Origin of the sequence: Kiloniella sp., from assembly GCF_048259265.1 — a bacterium.
Lineage (GTDB): Bacteria > Pseudomonadota > Alphaproteobacteria > Kiloniellales > Kiloniellaceae > Kiloniella.
Window position 1 is genome coordinate 167481 of sequence record NZ_JBLXHT010000006.1, and the last position, 20681, is coordinate 188161.

General features: G+C 46.9%; 14 protein-coding genes. 5 read left to right on the top strand and 9 right to left on the bottom strand.

Annotated features, from left to right (window positions below; translation table 11 throughout):
* Positions 1-51: 51 nt before the first annotated feature.
* The gene (locus ACN0QW_RS11600; RefSeq protein ID WP_417431647.1) at positions 52-684 is read right to left on the bottom strand and encodes a 2-hydroxychromene-2-carboxylate isomerase; all 633 of its coding nucleotides are present in this window, start codon (positions 682-684) and stop codon (positions 52-54) included.
* On the opposite strand from ACN0QW_RS11600, the gene ACN0QW_RS11605 reads away from it, so the two are divergent.
* The 3 genes from ACN0QW_RS11605 to ACN0QW_RS11615 all read left to right on the top strand — a co-directional run bounded on the left by ACN0QW_RS11605 (position 674) and on the right by ACN0QW_RS11615 (position 10845).
* Complete coding sequence (locus tag ACN0QW_RS11605; RefSeq protein WP_417431649.1) at positions 674-820, top strand: hypothetical protein; 147 nt, start codon at positions 674-676, stop codon at positions 818-820. The genes ACN0QW_RS11600 and ACN0QW_RS11605 overlap by 11 nt on opposite strands.
* A gap of 195 nt (positions 821-1015) precedes the next feature.
* Entirely contained in the window at positions 1016-7603 is a 6588-nt protein-coding gene (locus ACN0QW_RS11610; RefSeq protein WP_417431651.1) for a DUF5801 repeats-in-toxin domain-containing protein, read from the top strand.
* 503 nt (positions 7604-8106) lie between these two features.
* Positions 8107-10845, top strand: a complete 2739-nt coding sequence (locus ACN0QW_RS11615) for a type I secretion C-terminal target domain-containing protein (protein WP_417431653.1) — start codon at positions 8107-8109, stop codon at positions 10843-10845.
* 112 nt (positions 10846-10957) lie between these two features.
* On the opposite strand, the gene ACN0QW_RS11620 is transcribed toward ACN0QW_RS11615, so the two are convergent.
* The 8 genes from ACN0QW_RS11620 to ACN0QW_RS11655 form a co-directional block, all read right to left on the bottom strand.
* Positions 10958-11488, bottom strand: coding sequence for an L-2-amino-thiazoline-4-carboxylic acid hydrolase (locus ACN0QW_RS11620; protein ID WP_299377799.1), 531 nt, complete (start codon positions 11486-11488; stop codon positions 10958-10960).
* Positions 11489-11491: 3 nt separating this feature from the next.
* Positions 11492-11803 carry a hypothetical protein gene (locus ACN0QW_RS11625; RefSeq protein WP_417431656.1) on the bottom strand — a complete coding sequence of 104 codons (312 nt, stop codon included), beginning with the start codon at positions 11801-11803 and terminating at the stop codon, positions 11492-11494.
* A gap of 13 nt (positions 11804-11816) precedes the next feature.
* On the bottom strand, positions 11817-13295 hold the full coding sequence (locus ACN0QW_RS11630; protein WP_417431658.1) for a hypothetical protein: 1479 nt from the start codon (positions 13293-13295) through the stop codon (positions 11817-11819).
* Positions 13296-13384: 89 nt separating this feature from the next.
* The gene (locus ACN0QW_RS11635; protein WP_417431660.1) at positions 13385-15022 is read right to left on the bottom strand and encodes an FAD-dependent oxidoreductase; all 1638 of its coding nucleotides are present in this window, start codon (positions 15020-15022) and stop codon (positions 13385-13387) included.
* Positions 15022-15498 carry a hypothetical protein gene (locus ACN0QW_RS11640; protein ID WP_417431662.1) on the bottom strand — a complete coding sequence of 159 codons (477 nt, stop codon included), beginning with the start codon at positions 15496-15498 and terminating at the stop codon, positions 15022-15024. The genes ACN0QW_RS11635 and ACN0QW_RS11640 overlap by 1 nt, the downstream gene beginning before the upstream one ends.
* A gap of 95 nt (positions 15499-15593) precedes the next feature.
* The gene (locus ACN0QW_RS11645) at positions 15594-16331 is read right to left on the bottom strand and encodes a phytochelatin synthase family protein (RefSeq protein ID WP_417431664.1); all 738 of its coding nucleotides are present in this window, start codon (positions 16329-16331) and stop codon (positions 15594-15596) included.
* Complete coding sequence (locus tag ACN0QW_RS11650) at positions 16328-16666, bottom strand: c-type cytochrome (protein WP_417431666.1); 339 nt, start codon at positions 16664-16666, stop codon at positions 16328-16330. The genes ACN0QW_RS11645 and ACN0QW_RS11650 overlap by 4 nt, the downstream gene beginning before the upstream one ends.
* A 28-nt stretch (positions 16667-16694) precedes the next feature.
* Positions 16695-18230, bottom strand: a complete 1536-nt coding sequence (locus ACN0QW_RS11655; RefSeq protein WP_417431668.1) for a multicopper oxidase domain-containing protein — start codon at positions 18228-18230, stop codon at positions 16695-16697.
* A 382-nt stretch (positions 18231-18612) separates the two neighbouring features.
* On the opposite strand from ACN0QW_RS11655, the gene ACN0QW_RS11660 reads away from it, so the two are divergent.
* Positions 18613-19125, top strand: a complete 513-nt coding sequence (locus ACN0QW_RS11660; RefSeq protein WP_417431670.1) for a 2OG-Fe(II) oxygenase — start codon at positions 18613-18615, stop codon at positions 19123-19125.
* Positions 19126-19528: 403 nt separating this feature from the next.
* Positions 19529-20599: a TIGR04552 family protein gene (locus ACN0QW_RS11665; RefSeq protein WP_417431672.1), complete on the top strand. Its 1071-nt coding sequence runs from the start codon at positions 19529-19531 to the stop codon at positions 20597-20599.
* Positions 20600-20681 lie beyond the last annotated feature (82 nt).

The window sequence follows — 20681 nt, forward strand, 5'->3', positions numbered from 1 at the left end:
GCATCTTTTTACGAGAAATCCGCTAGCACGAGATATATTTTTTTCTCTTTTTTAGTTTTCCTCGATTTTGTGCCGCGCAGATAAAGCACGCTCGACAAAATCCAACCGATCTTGTCCGTAGAAATTCTCGCCATCGACAAAATAAGTTGGCGCACCAATGACACCGCGCATGATGGCTTCCCTACAGTTGCGTTCCAGTTCGGCCTGAACTGCGGGTGAAAGTGCTTCATTGATAAGGCTTGTCACGTTACCAAAGCCCGCGCTTTCGCAAAGCTCTGTAATAACTTCTTTATCCGCGATGTCACGATCATACCGCCAAAGAGCTTCTACGACCTTGAGGCTGAGTAAATCCAAATCACCTTTTTCCTCACGCTCTTTTGCACGCTGGGCGGCAATGACAATTCCAGAAGGTAATTCCACGGGGCCATCGTGATGGATAGGTTCGCGCTGTAGGGAGATACCTAGATGTTTTGCCCATCGCAAGGCGTCATTCATGGCATAGTTACGTAACATCGTGGGGCGGTTATCAAAGGGAAGTCCACCTATTGCTGGCATTGTTACAGAGAGCACGATGGGGCGATGTATAATTTTGCAATCATATTTTCTGGCCAAAGCATTCAGGCGGGCAGCCCCCAGATAAGTGAAGTTTGAACGCGTTGAATAGTAGTAGTCGATGGTGCGCACAGTTTATACATCCCCAAAGGTGAAGGTTATTGTTTTGGTGATCATGCGTCTTACAGCTAATGATGGCAAGTTCGCTGGTATGATTGCTAATCAAATACTTGGTAAGATAATCGTGATGGAAACACGAGGTGTATAAATCAAAAAGTTTTCTTGCGGCATAAAGATCATACATAACTATGTTGTTTGTCGATGAATCGTAATTGCGATTACTTTCCTAATCTGTATAGTTGTCGGCAATGAATTTTAATAATTTTTTTGTTTATGACGGGCTAGTCGAATCAAATTCTGACAACCTGTTTTGCCAAAAACTAGGATAAGGGGTCCTAACATTATGACTGAAGGCTTTGCGACTACAGGCAACGAAACTGTTTCAGGTGAAGAAGGTCAAGACCTTCTTGTTGGGCAGGCTGCTTCTGCAATTGAAATTACAGCGCCAACCGGTGGTGAAACCAAGACTGTTTCTTTGGAACGTGGTCAGACAGCAACCCTGAACTTTGATGCGACGGCTGCAACCCCGGTACTGGAAGGCAATGACTTTGTTCTGACCTTTGACAGTAACGGTGATGGTAGCGCCGACAGTCGTATTGTTTTTCTGAATTTGGTTGAAGACGCTCAGGGTGCAGACGCACCCGTTCTTGTTATTGGCGGTATTGAGCTTTCAGCAGGACTTCTAATCGGTCAGGCACAGGCCCTTGTCGATGGTGAAACCCTTGAAACTGCCGCTGGTGCAGGCGCTGGCCCACAAGGCGGTGGCGGTAGCACCTATGACGAAAATCTAGGCGATATTATCGATCTGCTCCAGGCACAGCAGGGACTTGGTGGTACTGGTTTGGAATTTGGTCTACTGGCGGGCGCAGAAGATATTTCTGACCCGGCGGAAGGTACTTTTGATCTGTCATTCCTGACAGTGACCACAGAAATACCTGATGATGGCGGTGAAAACTTTGTTTCCGGTACTTTCTCTGGCGGATTTGAAGACTGGCAACCAAACCAGCATTTGGGTGATGAGAGTACATATCCCATGCAGGTTGAATTCAACTTCACGCCTGCTGATAATGAAACACTTGATTCCGTCGTTATCAACGCACTACCTGACGGCGTTACGCTCTATATAGGTGGTACAGATGCTGCGAATATCTTTGCAGGTTCTTTCCCTGTAACAATTCTTCCTGAAGATTATGATGCGATCTTCATTTTACCGCCAGCTGATTCAGATGCTGATATCACCGTTAACGCGATAGCAAATATTTCAGATCCTGATTCTGGTGATAGCGCTTCGATCCCGGCAACTGCTGTTGCTATCGTGGATGCGGCTGCTGATAAGCCTGTGTTTGGCGATGATGGCGGTCTGAATGGCGATGGTCTGGTCGATATGTATCTGTTGCAAGATCTGACCGGGTCTTTCAGTAACGATCTAGCGAATGTGCGTACTGCTATGTCTGGTCTGATTGGCAAGATTGACGGCGGTGAATTCTCTGCGGATATACACCTCGGTACGGGAAGTTTCAAAGACAAACCTCTTTCTCCTTATGGTGATCGTTCTGATTATGTTTTCCAGAATGCCGAGAATGTAACAGATGATCTTGCTGCGGTTCAAAGTGCGGTTGATGGTTTTAGTGCTACGGGCGGTAATGATGGGCCAGAAAGCCAGATTGAAGCTCTTTTGAACTTGGCTCAGAACGCAAGTGATCTTGGTTTCCGCAGTGGTGCGTCGAAATATGTTGTTCTGACAACCGATAATTCTTTCCACAAAGCGGGTGATGCGTCTAGTCTTGGCGCAAACGATGGCGACGGTGATTTGACGGCTGATCTGGACGAAGATTACCCATCTCTTGCACAACTGAAAGCAGCATTGGATGCTTCAGGTATCGTTCCGATCTTTATGGCGACATCTGGTTATGTTTCTGAATATCAGGCGTTGGTCGATTATTTGGGCGTTGGTGAAGTACACGAGTTGACATCTGATAGCTCTAACTTGTTGGCTAATATTCTTGCCTCGGGTGGTACAGGTTCAAACCCTGAAGATAATGTTTATGATGAACAGGCCGAGGTCACTGTACCCGTCGATGTTACTTTCGGTGATTACACTGATGGTTCAGAAGTCCACACAATTGTGTTGAGCGGTATTCCTTCTGACTGGATCCCGACATTTGCCTACGAATTTACCGTAGATGGCCTTGCAGATGGACAAAACCCAGGCGATATCGGGTTGAACACAACTTATAGCATCACAATTGATGTAACAGATCTGGATGACGTGGGCGGTTTGGTTGATATTGACTTGACCTTTAACCCGCAAGATTGGACATCGTCACGTTGGAGTGACGGTTCATCCCATGATGATGGGGATGCGACAATCGGTTTGAAAGCCATTGCTGTAGAAACTAACCTTTCTGGCGATGAGCTGACTGATCTGAACAATCGTGCAGAAACTGATGGTAGCCACACGATCAAGGTAATCGAAGATATCCCTGAAGTTCAGGGCGTGACCTTTACTCATGATGAAACCAAGGGTGTTGATGCTGGATCAGGCGATGTTGCCGCATTGAATGCTGCTGTTGCAGCTGCATTGGTTGCAAGCACTGTTGGTGTTCATGGCTCGGTTATCGGTCAGGCAGAAGCTGAAGTTGCACATGACTTCAAAACGGATGGACCAACAACACCAACTGATGCATCTGATGTTGGCACAGAAAAACTGCATTTTGAAGATTATAACAGTTTTGAAGTTCCGGGGATGACAGCTGGTGGGGAAGGCGACGAGAACTCTAGTCCAATCTTCCTGACACGCGATGATGCTAATCCTAATATCGTTTGGGGTCTTGATAGCGATGGCAATGCTGTCTTCTCTGTACATCTTGAACAGCCAACAACATCTTCTGGTACAGCGACAATGACGTTTGTTCAGTATCAACAGATCAATCATGGTGTTGATGGTGATAACTCATCTGGTGAACATGATGATGCGCTATCATTAACATTGGATTATGTGGCAATTGATGGCGAAGGCGATGTGAGCGATCCTGCTACTGCTACAATTACAATTGAAGATGATGGTCCATCAATTGAAGCGTCATCAGCGGCTATGGATGAAAGCGATGCGCTTTATGGTACTTACAGCCTGTTTGGTGCTGATGATACTGTAACGATTGATGTTGCCAATGCGGGGCAAGAATCTGCTGGGTATCATAACACGATCGGATACTATGTTTCCGATGCTGACGGTAACCCGATTGGTGGTGAAATCATTCAACCAGATGCACATGATCTGACTTCTACCTCTGTTACATTTAACAAAGCTGATTATCCAGAGGGTGCGACCGTAGGTATCTTCTTGATCCCGAATGGGGATGGCCAAAATACAGGTCTTGCGGCTGGTGATGATGTTACTTTCAAATTTGAAGGCGGCAAGTGGGTTGCTTATAAAGGTACTGACGCGCTTTCTGGCAGTCAGGAGCCTGCTTACTTCTCTAACTCTGGTCTAAACCCTGATGGTTCTACACATGTTGTGGATAACCGCTATCCGGGTAATCAAAACTGGGAAGATTTGCGTAATCCAAAAGGTGATGGCGATTATAACGATGTGAACCTTCGTGTTCGTATAACTGGCGCTGACCCTGTTGATGGATGTGGTGTGGCCGTTGGTCAGATGACATTTGATATTGGAACCGACGTTGTTGGACATAGTTTTGGTGTAGAGGCACCTACTGGTGTTACATCCGCAACAGAAACGGTTACGACGACAACGACGACTTCTGCTGATGGTCGCTTCATCACAATCGAAGCTGAGACCACAGGCGGTGATGACGTCTATACTTTTGTATTTGATACCACGAACGGTAAATACGAATTCACGCAATATCGTCAGCTTGATCACGATCAGGATGGTTCTACACCTGCGGATCATGATGACCTGCTCGCACTTGGTTTCACTGTGACACTGACTGATGGTGACGGTGACACCGCTTCTGCGGTTGCCACGATCAACATTGATGATGATGGTCCTTCTGCCCAGGCAGATGTAGTTTATACAGATGAAACACCCGGCGTTCAGGGTAATACAGATGAAATCTTTGTCAGTGATATGCCAAGCGATTTCCCTGACCTTGTTCAGGGGTATCCACTTTCTATTGCTAAAGAGAGCCTTTCCTTTGATTTTGGTAAAGACAAAATTGGTGGAAAAGTTGATCTGACAAACGCAGACGGTAACGCTTACAACGGTGAGCTATCAGGTCTGAAGGATGCAACGACAGATCAGGACATCAAGCTTTACAGCGAAGATGAAAATACGGTTGTCGGACGTTTGGATAGCGGCGAAATTGTTTTTGTTGCCTATATGTCGCATTCGACATCTTCTGAAAGTGCAGATTTGTATTTCGCTCAGTATCGTGGCATTGAACACCCAAATACAGGGTCTCATGACGAAGACATCAACCTGAATACGCTGTTCTATACTGTGACAGATGGTGACGGTGATACGGCGACAGCAAATATCCGCGTGAATATTGATGATGATGGACCAAATATTAATGACGCGACGGCAGATCACCTTCGTGAGAGTGATCTTCACAATAACGGTTCAGATAAAGTAACAGGTTCTTTCAGCGGTTTTTATGGTGCTGATGGTGCTGGATCAATTGAAATTACAGATCTCAAGTTTGTCAAAGATCCGGATTATGCGCAGGGTGCGAAAGTACCGTTCACTTCTGGTGGCAAGGATATTGAGTTCGGGGATCCTGTCGCTGATGGTGGCTTCATGGTTCTGACTGGTGTTGCCGCGATCGGACCGAATGGTGCGGAACTTCCGGTTATCACACTTAAGGTTGATAAAAATGGTAACTATGAAATTATTCTTCATGAAGCCGTTGATCATCCAGATGCAAATCGCACAGGGATTAGCGATGAACTAGAACCACATTTCGAGATTGTTATAACCGACGCCGATGGTGATACAGATACTGCAACGCTGAAATTCCATATCACTGATGATGGTGTTAGAGCTATTTACGATACCAATTCTTCTGATATCCTCAAAGAAGATAGCAATCTGGTTTCCGTCGGTAATGTGCTTACAAATGATGATCAAGGTGCGGATGGTGCCGTTGTTACTACAACATCCGAAATGGTCGGTACTTATGGTTCTTTGACAATCAATGCTGATGGTAACTACACCTATATACTTAACAATGGTGCAGCGAATGTTCAGGCACTGGCTAATGGTCAAACTGTTTCTGAGACATTTAGCTATCGTATGGAAGATGCTGATGGTGATAGCGATACAGCGACGCTGAGGATCTTCATCAAAGGTACCAACGACGCGCCGGTTGCTGTTGCTGATACAGGAATTACAACTGATGAAAATGCGTCTGTTGCTATTGATGTGCTGGCAAATGACACCGATGTTGACCATAGTGACAGCCCTGCAAGATTCTCTCTGGATAATGTAAGCTTTGCTTCTGGTGTTCCGGATGCTCCTACGGCAACGGCAACTATCTCTGCTGGCAAATTGGTCTTTAATCCAGGTGCTGACTTTGATTATCTGGCTGATGGTGAAACCGCGACAGTGGTTATCAATTATACCATGAGTGATAGTAATGGGGCGTCATCAAACTCTACCGCGACCATTACTGTTACGGGCTCTAACGATGCACCGGTTGCTGTTGATGATATCGTTCTGACAAATGTTCAGGGTGAAATTGATATCCCGGATTGGACATTGCTCCAGAATGATACGGATGTTGATGGCGATACACTGACTGTTGATGGTGTCAGCAACCCGGTTGACGGCACTGTTTCTCATGCTGGTGAGACTGTTTCCTTCACATTAGAAGGTGGCGATGTGTCTTCACTTGGTTTTGGTTCGGGTTCCTTGAAGACTGTTACTGAAGCATCAGGCGACGGTTATAATCTTGGGTGGTTCTTTGGTGACTATGTTTCTGGATCGAATGATAATGGATCGACTGCAAATGCGATTGATCTGCCACGTATTGATTGGACTCAAGATACCTCCGCTGGGAATGAGATCGTTCATAAAATCCGCTTTGAAGGAAGCCTCAAATCAGCGCGTGATTACGATAGACGATTTGGACCTGATCGTAATATAGTCCGAAAAGATGCTGATGCTTTCAAAGTAACGCTTCTTGCTGGTGAAGTTCTTTCCGTCAGTGTGCTTTCTTCAGAAGGTAACCCTGACTTCAAGCTCTATTCTTCATCAGGTGTTGAGTTGGATCCAGATTTCACAACGGGTAGCTATGAAAATACTACCGGTGGTCAGATTGAGGTTTTTGTTAGAGTTGAAGACAATGCTCCGATTGCAAGAGATAGCGACCGTGTAAATGATTACGAGGTTGAACTCTCAATCGACAGTACTGCGATTGTTAGTCCGGGAACAGAAGGCAGCTTTGACTATACAGCAGCAGATGGTGTTGATAGCGATGATGCCAATGTTTCTGTCGAGGTACAGGACGGTGATACGATCATTGGCACAGATGCGGATGAAATCCTGATCGGTGGTGATGGTGATGACATCCTTATCGGCGGTGCTGGTGACGATATCCTTATCGGTGGAGAAGGTAACGATACGCTAACCGGTGGTGCAGGGGCTGATATCTTTGGCTTTACGGGTTCACTAGATAGCAGTAACCGTGATGTCGTTACAGATTACGATATTGATGAAGGTGATGTGATCAACGTAAGTGATGTGGTTAGTTTCGATGATGCAGCTAATGGCGGTGATCTTTCTGATTATCTTCAGGCCTTTGATAATGGTCGCGGTGGTATCGAGCTCAAGGTTAATGCGGATGGTGCAGGCAGTGATTATGAAACTGTTGCGTTCCTTCAAGGACTTGATGGTACCAGCCAGATTAAGGTTATCCTTGATAATGAGGAATACACAATCAATGTTGCTGATATCACAGGTTAAGTTCTTTTCATAACCTTCCAGACAAAAGTGTCTGGTATTGGAAGACTTTAAAAAAAGCCTCGAACAATCTGTTCGGGGCTTTTTTTACTAAATCCAGTGTGTCCAGTTTTAAGGTTGCACTATCTATTGAGGCGTTTTTAGGGAGTGGTTAGACGGGGATGAAATTGCTTTTAATGACATGCAAGGGCGCCCAAAAATCAAAGGTCAATTTGTTACAAATCTAAATGATTTTTATCGTGTATTTGTTGTATGTTTATCGCGTATTTATATCTAATTTTATATAATTGGGTGTTTTTCCTAACTATATAAAATTAAAGACAAAAATAGCATAATTATTAAATTTATATCATACATATTGGTGTTGTTTTTTTAGATATTTTTCTACTTAAAACTTGCAATTTCAGCTAAGTTATATCTGTGCAAAAAGCTCTTTGGCTGATCTGTTTTTAGATGGCGGATAGAACAAAGAGTTTTAGATATAAATTTAGATAATGGTGAATGTGTTGAACCAAGTTGCAAGCGAAGTGATCTCTACCCAATCTACTGACGGCGTGTCGGGTGACGTATCTGGTGAAGTCGGGCAAGAACAGCTTGTAGGTCAGGCGGCAACAGTTATTGATGTTGCTGTACCGAACGCGGGCGAGACATCGACAATTACGCTTGGCAAAGGCCAAACAGCCAATCTGAACTTTGATGCTTCTGGTGCAACCCCGGTTATTGAGGGCAATAACTTTGTATTGACCTTTGACAATAACGGCGATGGGACATCCGATAGCCGTATTGTTTTTGAAAATCTTGTCGACGCATCCCAGGGCGCTGATGCACCAGTTCTGATTATCGGTGGTGTTGAACTTTCCGCAGGTCTTCTGATTGGTCAGGCACAGGCACTGAACGCCGGAGACACTTTGGAAACAGCTGCAGGTGCAGGTGCTGGTCCACAAGGTGGTGGTGGCAGTCAGTATGATGATGAGACGGGTGATCTTGTTGATCTATTGGACGCACAGGACACATTAGGCCGTACCGAACTTAATTTTAATCTGCTTGACGATGGCGACGAAGAAACCTTGGCTGCGCTGAACGGTGTGCCAGTTAATAATGACGTGGCGCCTGTAAATGTCGAAGTTCACGAAGATGCCCTAAAAGGGGCGAATGCTGAATCTGGCCAAGGTCAGACGTCTGAGATTACAATCTCCTCTGAAGCTTTGGCGACGACGGTTGATGCCGGAACGGACGGTCTTGGCGGATTTGATTTTAACGAAAATATCGCTGGCCCGGTTGGTGTAACCTCCCAGGGTGAAGCGGTTAGTTATAAAGTCATTACCGATGGTTCGGGGACGGTTATTGCTGTTCAAGGTGTCACAGGTTCTGGTGATGGTGAGCGCGTTGTTTTTGAGCTAACCAAAGATGGTGACGATTTTAACTTTGCTCTTAAAGATCAAATTGATCATACACCGAATACCCCTGCCAATGATGATGGTCAGTCACTTGATCTTGATATTTCAGGTGCTTTCAAGGCTTTTGATACTGATGGTGATGAGGTTGTTCTTGAAACTGCGGTTACCGTTACAATTGAAGACGACGTTCCTGTGGCAGTTGCCGATAGTGAAACCTTGGCGGGTACGGGTACAAATACATCAGTAACAGGTAATGTGCTTGATAACGACGGTGTCGGTGCTGATGGTGGGACGATTACATCGGTTACTTTTGACGGTAAAGAACATGCTGTTGCTGCAGATGGTGTGACAGAGATCGTTGGCACGAACGGTACGCTACAAATTTCCGCAGATGGTGCTTATACCTATACGGCGACAGGGTATCAGGCTGGTGGTGATTTTTCTGTTGGACGTTCGGGAACGGGTGGTCGCAGTAGTGATTGGGGCGATGTTAAGCTCTATGCCTATGGCATGAGCGACACACCTGATTTTGATGCTTTGGCTAGCACAGGTGCAAATGTAACATTTGGCAGTCGCGGTATTGGTGTATCCGGTGGATCGCCTGCACCGACCCAGATCAATCATGACGCGGTAACTGGTGAAAGCGAAAAGCTGGTTATTGATCTGCAAGCGGATGCAACATCAGCCACGGTCACGGTTTCTAACCTTTATAAAACAGAAAATCAGGGTGAACAGGGGCAGTGGACGGCCTATGATTCCGATGGCAACAAGGTTGCATCAGGCATTCTAAACGACCCGACAATTGATTATAACGACAGCAATGTGGGCACCGCGACAATTGATACCGGGGGCGTTAAGTTCCAGTATCTGGTGTTCGATGCTGTTGGCTATGCCAATGGCGGAAGCAGTCGCGGTGATTCATCTGATTATTTTGTGCGTCAGGTTAGCTTTACCACAGAAGAACAGGGTACAGGCACAGATGTCTTTACCTATGAAATCACAGATGGCGACGGCGATACAACATCCAGCACGTTAAGTCTGGTCGTGGATGGTGCCAATGCTGACTATTCAACCGCAACTGCGGGTATTCAGGCATTCCTAGATTATGACGGTGGTCCGGTTGGTGGTGCCAATGCACCTTCTGGCGGTGCGAATAATGCCGAGATAAAAGGCCAAGTCGGGCTTTCGAAAGAACTGATCAGCGATGATAGCCTTGAAGGTATCGATAATTTGGTCGCAACTGATTTCGGCGATTACGTATATGGTAGTGCCGCAGATAACGAAATTTCATTAGGTGGTGGCAATGATACTTTTGATGATCGCTATAATGGGTCTGGCAATGACACCGTTGATGGTGGCGCTGGCAACGACAGAATGTGGACTGGCGACGGTGACGACACGCTGATCGGTGGTATTGGTAACGATATTCTATCCGGTGAAAGCGGCGACGATCTTCTGATCGGTGGTGCTGGTGATGATACACTGAACGGTGGATCAGGGGCCGATACTTACCAGTTCTCTGGCGCAGATGCTGGTGATACAGATACGATTGTCGGCTTTAATGTTGGACAGGGCGATGTTCTGGACCTGAGCGAGTTGCTACTGGATGATGGATCATTGGCTGCTGCAACTGATAATTCTGAACTTGCTGCTGCACTGGATGATTATCTTAATGTTTCGACTAATGGGTCGGATACAACCATTACCGTTGATAGTAATGGCGCATTACCGGGTGGCGATAACGTTACGATTGAACTGGATAATGTGAACCTATTAAACGGCGGTATTTCTGAACTGGACGCAATTAAGTCGTTGTTGGATTCAGATAGTTTGGATGTGTTGGGATAATTATTCCAGACAGAATAGTTTCTCATATCCGGTGATATGTGCCAGTGATATATCTGGTGGTAAATAATGGCCTTGAAGCAATGGGGAAAACTGTTGCTTCAAGGCCTAATTTTTAGGTGTCCTTGTCATCGCCACGATCTTCGTGGCTTGGACCGTTATGATTTGGGCCATCATCTGAGCTGTAGTGATAGCGAAAGTCACAATGGCTTGCGCCTTCCATAATCGTTTGGCTGCGGTCCAGTTTTATTTTGGGGTCATAGCCTGTGCAAAAGGTGCCATCCCTGCTACAGGACAGAATGTGACCGATTTCGCCTAAGCCCATTTCAGCGTACATTTCTGCAAAGCGGCAACGCGTCACGTTATAATCTACGTTGTTTTCGTTTTCCTGTAGGATATCAATTTCTAGCGCACCATTTGCCATCCACTGTGGCAACAGAGCATGAAAACTTAACAGTGATGTGTCTTTTTCTTGCGTGTCTGCATAGGCTTTGCCGTGTGAGATCGCATTTTTAACAATGGCATTTTTCAAAATTGACTTCGCCCGTTCAACCCCGACTTCGGCAATCATTTCATCATAGATTGGCTTGATGATATTTGCTTCTATTCGGCGTTGTTCCAGAATTGGTAAATCTGTTTTGCTCATCGATTACTCTGTATTGCTGTGTGTGATTGTCAGGCATAAGGGACGCTGAAAGGAATACTTGCTGCCTTCCATCGTAAGGGTCCCGTCGCGCAGGGCAGCGCGGACCTTTTTGTTAACGGGATTGACCTTTGTGAAACCGATATAGAGGTAAATCACCATCGCAATACCGCAGAGTACCTGTAACAAAAATATCCCGAGAAAAACCCCGGCTAAACCAATGCTTAGGGCGACGAAAATCCCCCAGGTCAAAAGAGAACTGTATTGGTAGGTAATGCGTTCTGGCGTGTCTTCAAGGATTTTATAAGTTTCAATCATAATGGCGGTATCCTTATGAAGTTGTCGCGATTTGTGACGCTTTGAGTTGTTTGTGCCTGAGATACAAACCTTCGATACAGGGGATCAAGGCAACAACAATGACGATGACTTGCGCGATAAAGATGGCGCGATAGGTTTCGACTTCTGCCAAGCCATAAAGTTTGGCCCCTTGATAAACGATTTCCAGTATCTCAAGGCCAAATTCAGTACCGAACATGATGACGAGGGCAGGTAACAGCGCCATAACCGGGTTCCCACGGCATTCAGCCATGACAACACCAACGATGATGGTCGTCACCAGTCCCATGCCCGCTGACGAAACCATTTTAGAAGAATAGAAGAAAGCGGCATCAACGGGCAGGTCTGGATAACGAATAAATCCAAGTGATCCGACGAGTAACAGCAGAATGCCAAGGATGAGCAAGGCGGGCATTATGCGGGGCCAGCGGACAAAAAGTGCGCCGCCAAGGGCGACGGCTGCAATCTGGGCGGCAGCACCTAACGAAGCGCGATCTTCGATCAATCCCGGTGCGCAAAGATGTCGAACAAGATAGGCCCCGTCAAAAAAACCTGTAGAGGGAATTTCCATAATAAAAAGGCCAATCAGCAAGAAGGTCGCTGTTGGCGGCAGGCCCTTGGGGACAGATGTTGTGGAGCTATTGAGTGCCTTTGTTTTTTGTTGTCTTCTTTTGAGGTAAATGCTGGAAATTCCCGCAATCACAAAAAATGCTACCATCAATGAAAGACTGATGGGCGAGATAACGCCCGCAAGGGAATTGGATAGGGTCCATGCTTCGAATGCTGCAATCGCGACGATGATAAAGCCAATGGTGCGCCAGTCAATTCGGTCACTTTCCAGCGGTTTGTTTTGTTCTGCTGTTCGACGTGTGTTTTGATCTGTGACGGTCTTTAAAACGGTTCGGGTGAGAAACAGGTAAAAGATTGGGAAAATGGCAAAAATCAGGAAGTAATTTCCAGTTCCGATATCCAGCGCAACGTATTTAACCAACTGTGGTGTAATCAAAAAGGCGACAGGTTGTGCCGACGTCCAGACCGTTGTCAGGAAAACCCGCTCTCGCTCATTATCCACATTGTTGATGGCTAGCTGTGCGATGGGGGCAAAGAACGAGATGAAAAAGCCGCCGAGGGCAAAGGTGGTGATGACCATTAACTCGCGGACGTATAGGGATGGCCCGATTGTCATGGTCAGTCCCAGTAAGGCATAACAGGCCCCGGCAACCAATGCAGAAATGGTGGCGATCTTTTGTGCCCGTTGACGGGTCAGAAGAAAAGGAGCTACAGCAAGTGCCATGACTGAGCTACCGATCAACAGTTCGACCAAAATTTGGGTTTTGTCGACCGAGATATTCAAAAAGCTGGCAAATTCGCCCTCGGAAACAAAAACGGTAGAGGTAACAACCGATTTCAACGCGTTCCCGAGGAAGACAAAGGAAAGAATTGCCAAGCTGACAACGCCAAGCAACTTGTTCATTCAGCTAAAACCTTATTCGTTAAAATCTTATTCATGGGGCAAGTACCGGACTGGTCATCGTGATTGTTTCGTCATAGCGATCTTATCATTTATGGCATTTCGGCCAGTTTCTTTTCCATATGACCAGCCGCACGTACGGCAAGCGCAGCAATGGTCAGGGACGGTGCATTGACAGGTGTCGTCACATGGCTGCTAGAACCTATGATGTACAGATTATCATGGTCATGAGCAACCAGATCGGCATTGACCACAGATGTTTTAACATCAGTGCCCATGCGTGTCGTGCCGCCAATAATGGCATTGGACAGGTAAGGATCGTTGTGTTTGACCTCTGTCGCGCCCATGTTTTTGAAAACTTCGAGATTGATGTCCAGACCGACCTTGAGACCTTCTTTGGTATAGTCATCCATCTTGAAGGTAATCTTGGGCTTGGGAATGCCAGCGGTATCCATTTGATCGGAAAGCTCTAGACGGTTGTTTCGATCCGGCAAAACCTCTGCCGATGAATTCAAACGTAAGTGACGTGAAACGTTTTCGTTAATCTGTTTTGATAGATCTGCCCCGATGACGCCTTGATCGATAAGATCATGCGCCATGTTGATGGCGTCACTGTTTCCTGACCAGCCGTTGTTCATAAAGGACGTACCGATGGCGGCCATCTCGCTTCTGAACTCACCATCACGGCGTTCTACCAGACCAGACGTCTGTTGTGGTCCGCGATAAGGGAAGACCGGGTCTGGGGTAAATCCGGTGGTGTCCTGATTTGCTTGGGTTAGCAGATAACGCCCAACGGAATCAGACGAATTGGCAACGCCTTTGTTTGCGGTTTCCTGTTTTGAGTTCAGCAAAAGTCTTGGGTTTTCGATGGCGTGGCCACAAAGAGCAAAGGCCTTGCCGCCAACCCAGAAGGTTGATCCATCCGGCTTTTGAACTTTGACACGGGTGATCTTCTGATTTTTATCAACTTCCATAAAGGTGACAAGGGCGTTGACCTCTACGCGTGCGCCTTCTTCTTCGGCCTTTTGTGCATCCACAGAAGCGTCGTATTTGGCGCCGATAGGGCAGATTGGCACACAGGTATTGTTGCCACAGCAAACCGGACGATTATCATAGATCACAGAGTTCCGGGCATGAGAGAAAATTGCCGAATGCAAGCCCATCTTGGAAAGTGCTTTGGTGACTTGCTTATCAAGATAAGTTTCGGGAATAGGAGGCATTTGGTATGGCGTTTTTCGTGGGGCACCCCAAACGTGATTGGGGTCACCCGCAACACCCCAGCGTTTTTCAGCAACCTCATAAAAGGGTTCTAGCAGCTCATAATCAATGGGCCAGTCCTCGGCGACGCCGTATAAGCTTTTCATACGAAAGTCTGCCGGACGCAGGCGATCTGCGAAACCTGTCCAGTGCCACGTGGTTCCGCCAAATATGCGCAGATAAGCCCCGATAAAGAGGTTTTCGTTTAGCGTGTCTTTGTCTTGTACGTAAAAGTCAGCGTAACCGTTGTCTTCTGGGTGAGGTGCGGACGGAATACTTGGATAGGGGGCTTGCGGGCCTTTGACCGGATTTTCGTAAAACACCTTGAGGAAGTCACCGCGCGGACGTCTGTCGCCAGCTTCCAAGATTAGGACATCTATGCCTTTTTCGCGTAAGGATCGGGCCAGATGCGCCCCGGCCATACCTGCACCAATGATAACGACATCAGCGTTCATTTTGTTTTCTTCAGTCATTACATTTCTCCCCCTTGAAGAGGACCGTGCGTCCAGTGACCAAACTTGGGGCCACCACAAATACCGGGGGCCTTAGCAAAGGCAAGGGATGACCAGGCTAAGGACCAAGGGTAATAAGGAACCGTTGTCGTACTGTTGCCTTTATCATCCGTGCGCGTGATTTCCCCAGTGTAAAGCACCCGGGCAATCAGCTTTGTTTGTTCCTTGAAATTATCATTGGCGTTAATCAGAGCCTCGGTTATAGACCGCCCGTCAACCAGCTGGATGAAGCTATTCATGGCGTCCTGTCCATAGACGGCGAGGAATTCAGTCTCGACTGCACGGACCATATGATCGGCGATATCAACCACACCACCAATCTGACGAACTGCTTCGCTAAATACCCGCGAACCTGACCCCAGGCTTAACGCCTGTGCCTGTCCTGCCAAGGGGATTAGCGCAGCAGAAGCCAGTAAAGAGCGTCTGCTTAGTTTCATGTGATTTCTCCTGACGGCCTCTGTAGAGGCCTTGCTTTTTTTGTTCTTGGCGACCCGATGGATCTGATGTCCAGAAGTTATATCCTAGGATCTATCTATTGACTGACGATGACGGCACCACGTGCTCTGTTCGATGTGGAATCCTTGTCCATCATTGCGGCGTAGAGTTCAGCAATCGTCAACCACACAGGCGGGTATTTGTAGCGGGCAACGTCCATCACCAGAACACGGTCTGTATCGGCGTCATAGGCAGCTACGGGTGAAATATGTCCCCCACCAACTTGACCGATGGGTTTGCGCGAATAGTTGGCGACAAAGCGCTTGTTCGGATCGGCGAGTGCCTTGGTGATGGTTTCCCGCAGCCAGTTTTCATCGAACTCATCAGCGTGTTTAAACTCTGCCTTTGCCCCCAGATTGATAAAGAACTGTGCCAGTTGTGGCAGCTCCAGCCCATCGTGTTCAACCATAGCATAGGATTTCACCTTTTGGTTTTCCGGGGTGAATATCGATGTTTGGGTAAAGAGAGGCCAAGGATACAGTTGTGGCGGAACTGGACGTTCAATATCCAGCGAGTTCATAACCCCGGCAATGGAGGCGGGGCCACAAAAAGTCAGGATGTGTTCGCTTTCCAGATAGCTTGCCAGCTTTAGATAATCTGTCAGGATCTCGGCATCGCGGAAGAGTTGCTCACCCTCGGGTGAAGTCAGATAGATGTTGTTATCAACCTTGGCAGTACTGTCAGCCTGTACGGCACCAGTAAGAGACAGAGTAACAAGAGTGGCCAAGGCAATTGTATTCAGAGTGGCAACTGTATTTAATAGGAACGTTCTCATTTCTGTTCTCCAAACCATTTTGCGAGTTCTTCAATATCTTTGTCAGTGAGGTCTTTGACCATTTCCTGCATCACGAGGGCCTGCCCGCCCGTGCGCTGTCCGTTTTTGTAGTGGCGCAGGGCATTTGCCAGATAGATCGGCTGTTGCCCGGCGATGATTGGCACATCAGCCAAGGCGGGGCGACCATCTTCACCATGACAGGAAAGGCATTGCGAACCCGATGCGGGGATGGGAGTAGGGGACGGCGATGACGTATCAGCCATTGCTGCCTGTGATAGGAATATGCCGCCAACCAAAAGGGCACTGGTGGCGTAAATTGTGCGTAATTTCGTCATGTTCAGTTATCCAGTTCGTTGCGCGGATCTAGGCTTCGATATTCACATTGATCATCATGCCCGTATCCTCGTGGGGAAGGATGTGGCAGTGCATGACATAACGACCTGAAAAATCGAGAAAACGGGTGCGGAATGTTACAGAACCAGCGGCGGGCACGCCTATGGTATCCATCCACGGTTTGTCCGGGTCAGGGACACCGTTTATCGATCTCACCTGAAAAGGATTCACATGAATATGGATAGGGTGCGGATAGGGTGTAGTATTGATCAAGGTCCATTCTTCGACAGCCCCAACCTTGGAAACCACATCATCTCTACGCGGATCAAAGGGTTCACCGTTAATGGTGAAAAGCGTGTCGTCGAAAAAGCCTTTCACATCCTCTTCGCCCAAAACGATCTTGCGATGCCCTGTCAATTCATCGTCGGTGATATCGGTAAGTATTTTATTTTTCGGTAAATCGCCTTGTGGAATTGCATGGCCAAAGGGCGTTCCAGCCGGAACGCGGGGATCATCTTTTGGGATGACAAAGATATTCGCAAGTTCAACAGATGGCAGCGGCTCTTTACCCTGATTAAATTTTGGACGCCGTAACTCATAGGCACCTGCTTTGATGCCCTTGACCAGAACATCAACACGGTTCCCGGGGGCAAGGTGAATTTCTTCGCGACGCTGGGCCTTGGGCAGGGGATTGCCATCGCGGCCGATCTCGTAAATCTCCAGCCCGTCTATTTTAAAGGGGAAGAATTGGGCATCCCCCGCGTGGAGAATACGCCACCGCTGAACCTCACCTTCGCGGATATAAATCCGGGGCTTGTATTCACCGTTGACCAGAAAGTCTCGTTCGGCATCAAGTGGCCAGATAGGATCTTCAGCATCCAGTATACCATCAACTCCGGGGATCGGTGCCTGAATGACCAGAACACGTTCAACGGCTTCTTTGATTTCCGGCACATCATCCAATGTACCGGTGATCACTGCCATGCCCGCAGCACCAGACGCAACCTGTGCCGAGACAGATCCGTGGCGGTGTGGGTGATACCAGTAACTGCCTGCGGGATGATCGTCGGGTATTTCAACGACATAGTTGAACTTCTGATCTGGTTTGATATTCAGATAGACGTTATCGCTGTTGCCTTTGGGACTGACGTGAAAGCCGTGATAGTGCATGTTTGTGGTGTTGAAGTGATTGGGAATATTCACTTCTGTCGGTTGATCCGGCGCGTTTTCCGGCATACGGTTTTCGAAGGCGAGTTCGAGTGTATCGCCGGGATCAATTCGCAGGGTCGGACCGGGCAGACTGTTGTTGAAATTTCGCAACAGTGCGGTGCCACTGGGCAGCTCAACCTTGTTATAGCTCATATAAATCTGGGCGCGGAGCTGGCCATCCACAGATCGCAGTTCGGGTGGATTGGGCAGATCGTCAGAAATTCCCAGTGGCGAGCGACTGGCTTGAACTTCCTGTGCGTAACTGAAACCACTGTCCGTGATACCCTTGAGCACGATACCACCAGCTGAAAGGGCGGCAGCCCCTTTCAAAAACGTTCGCCGTTTTATTTTTTTCATTATGTTTCCCCTGACAGCATAATATTGAGGCGAAAAATACTAATGTGTCGTTAACGCCCGCAGCATATCACAACTCTGCCACAATCGTTGGTCTTCGTTATTATTTTTATATTCTTATATTTGAAGTTACTTTGTATTTTATAATTATAAGTTGTTACAGTTTTCGCTTAGTACCCTGAAATAGATCATTATTTTTTTACAGAGGATGCACTGATCAGCAGAAACATACAATTGCTTTTTAAATTATTTTCCTTGTATTTTACGACGGATATACCCACAACAAGATTGTGCATTTATTTAAATTTTGTGAGCTATCCTTATCATGAAAATGACCCGTCCCTGTGTGAGGGAAAAAGTACTGTCCCCCAGGGAATGTCAGGAGTTGATTGATTTGTTTGAAGCCTCATCCGATGTGGCTGATGCTAGGTTGGCTGGCGGGGTAAAAAGCACACTTCGAGAATGCAGCTATTTGTGGCTGGATGATACGGATGAAACGTCTTGGGTTTTCAAAAAGCTTGCCGGGCTGGTATCTCGAGTTAATCAGGACTGGTTCCAGTTTGATCTGGAAGATTTCAAAGAAGGTTTACAGGTGATCCGGTATGATGCGCCTGAAGATCCTAAGGCTCCTGCCGGGCATTATGGTGCACATATGGATATTGGTGCATCAGGTTCTACGGTCAGTCGTAAGCTATCCATCTCGATCCAACTCAGTCATGGCGCAAGCTATAATGGTGGTGAGCTGAGCGTCGATAACGAGGGCAAAGACTGGGTAGCCCAAAAAGATCAGGGAACAGCTGTAATTTTCTCTAGCTTTCTGCAGCATCAGGTGCGTCCGGTGACAAAAGGTACACGCTATGCTTTGGTGGCGTGGGTACATGGGCCAGCCTTTAGATAGCCAACCCCTTTAGATAGCCAGTCCCTTTAGATTTAATTTTTTGAAAATTTGATTGTTAGATTTCTGGCGGGATTGCTCACAGAGTTTTGATCCGCACCTTGCTTGAAGAATCTTTCTTCTAAACCAGATATATTACGAGATAAATTAAAGGTCTTAACCGGACGTTTAATCTTACGCCTCTTCATTGGTGGGGCAGTTGAAGGAAATCATTTCGAGCAAGTCTTACAGGACGATTTTATTCTGATAGGCAAACTTAATCTTTATTTAGCTTTCATTTGCCAGAGTACCAGCTAAAGCAGTATCGGCTTGTAAGCATTTGTATTGTGAATACTAGCTTGCTTGTGTCGTCAGTTTGTTTTGCCCCACCCGTCCTTACCCAGTGTGATATCCGGGCAAGATACAAATGGGAAATACTGATTTAATGAACGAAGAACTCAAACTCTGGGCTGGCGCATCGTTAAAGACGGTGCTGAATGGTCAGTCCATTATTGATTCCCCGCGATTACAGGTCACATCACTGGAAGAGGCCGAAGCCTTTCTTGAATGTTACGGTTATGATTACGATCAGCTGGAAGATCGACAAGAGATTGAATCTATCCGTCTGGAAGCGATCGATTTTATCGAAGATATTTTACTGGAAGATGGCGAGGAAATCTTGCCGGAAGTGCGCAATCAAGAAAACATCCTGCATCTTTTAATGTGGGTATCTGAGCCAGAGGCTACAGCACGTTCACGGTGGAGTTGCGCGTTATTGCGTGTAATGCATACCTATGCGCACTGTGGGTCATTTTTTAATGAAAATTATCATGGCCAAATTCAAGATCAGATCTTTAGCCGCTTTGAACAGCACATTCGCTATACATCCAATGGTATATTTATTGGAGATATAGAGCTCGTATCCTATGAAAGTCGTGCGTCTAAATCCCGGAAGTCTGCGGTACTCAAGCTGTTGCATAAGGCTGAAAACGTTGCCGCTGATATTTTTGACTGGATAGGTATTCGCATGGTGACACGCTATCCGCTGGATGCCTTGCGGGTCCTTTGTTATTTGCGTAATCAGAATGTGGTGATGTTTGCTAATATCAAACCATCGCGCTCTCGCAATAGTTTGATTGATGTAGATTGGGTTGAAGAGCGCTGGAAAGGCGTGGAAGATTTGACACAGCTAAGCGTCGATCTAGAGGAAATGCAGTATCCCAAGGAAGTGGGACGTATGACGGACAATGCCTTTAGTGGGGATAGTTATCGTGCGTTGCAATTCACTTGTCGTCAGCGCATCAAGTTAAGGGACACAGACGGGAGCCCGCGTCGTTTTTATTTCCCCTATGAAATTCAGATTCAGGATGAAGAAAGCTATCAGAGCAATCGCAATGGCGCAGCATCGCACGAGCAATACAAGCAACGCCAGACCAGATCAGCCCGACATCGTGTGCTGGGGATCCTCTGCCGCAAAATTAATCGGGTGACTGATTAGTTTTGAATGGTGTTCTTACCTTCTTGAATCTTGTTGACTGGTAGAGGGCGAAAATCCTGTCTTCAAAATGACTTCCCGCTTG